A 1,302-nucleotide genomic window follows, 5' to 3' on the forward strand; every position below is an offset into this window, starting at 1 on the left:
CAGCGCTCAAATCATTACGCCTTTCGTGCGGGTCGGAACTTACCCGACAAGGAATTTCGCTACCTTAGGACCGTTATAGTTACGGCCGCCGTTTACTGGGGCTTAAATTCAAAGCTTCGCGTTACCGCTAACCTCTCCTCTTAACCTTCCAGCACCGGGCAGGCGTCAGCCCATATACCTCACCTTTCGGTTTCGCATAGACCTGTGTTTTTGCTAAACAGTTGCTTGAGCCTATTCTCTGCGGCCTGCTCTCGCAGGCACCCCTTCTCCCTAAGTTACGGGGCCATTTTGCCGAGTTCCTTGGCAATACTTCTTCCGCCGGCCTTAGGATTCTCTCCTCATCCACCTGTGTCGGTTTACGGTACGGGTACAATATGAACGATAGCGGCTTTTCTTGACGCATGGCTCACGGGCTTCGTTACTAAAATTCACTCCACATCACGTCTTCCCATTGCATGGCGGATTTTCCTACCATACTGGTACCTCGCTTGTACCGGGCTTTCCATTCCCGGCTCCCGCTCTCCTTACGTGTCCCCACAGTTCTGTCATACTGCAGTACAGGAATATCAACCTGTTGTCCATCGGCTACGGCTCTCGCCCTCACCTTAGGTCCCGACTCACCCAGGGCAGATCAGCTTTACCCTGGAAACCTTGGATATTCGGCCTAGAGGATTCCCACCTCTATCTCGCTACTCATTCCGGCATTCTCTCTTCCATATAGTCCACAGCTCCTTACGGTACTGCTTCTTCCCATATGCAATGCTCCTCTACCAATCCTTACGGATTCCTTAGTTTCGGTGGCGCGTTTCAGCCCCGGACATTTTCGGCGCAGGACCTCTCGACCAGTGAGCTATTACGCACTCTTTGAATGTATGGCTGCTTCTGAGCCAACATCCTGGTTGTCTTCGAAATCCCACATCCTTTTCCACTTAACGCGCACTTTGGGACCTTAACTGTAGGTCTGGGCTCTTTCCCTTTTGACCGCCCAACTTATCTCGTGCAGTCTGACTCCCGGTGATATCTACACGGCATTCGGAGTTTGATATTCTTCGGTAGGCTTTGACGCCCCCTAGGAAATTCAGTGCTCTACCTCCGCAAGACTCACACCGAGGCTAGCCCTAAAGCTATTTCGAGGAGAACCAGCTATCTCCGGGTTCGATTGGAATTTCTCCCCTATCCACACCTCATCCCCACCCTTTTCAACGGATGTGGGTTCGGTCCTCCACTACCTCTTACGGCAGCTTCAACCTGGACATGGATAGATCACCCGGTTTCGGGTCTACTCCTACTGACTCTGGCCCT

The 1,302-nt window shown here is 52.2% G+C and carries 1 rRNA gene; it reads right to left on the reverse strand.

Annotated elements, in window-relative coordinates:
• Window positions 1–1,302 (reverse strand): 23S ribosomal RNA (locus DMI82_RS19460); the annotation flags it as partial.

This window comes from Blautia sp. BCRC 81119 (genome assembly GCF_003184505.1).
Classification (GTDB): Bacteria; Bacillota; Clostridia; order Lachnospirales; family Lachnospiraceae; genus Blautia_A; species Blautia_A fusiformis.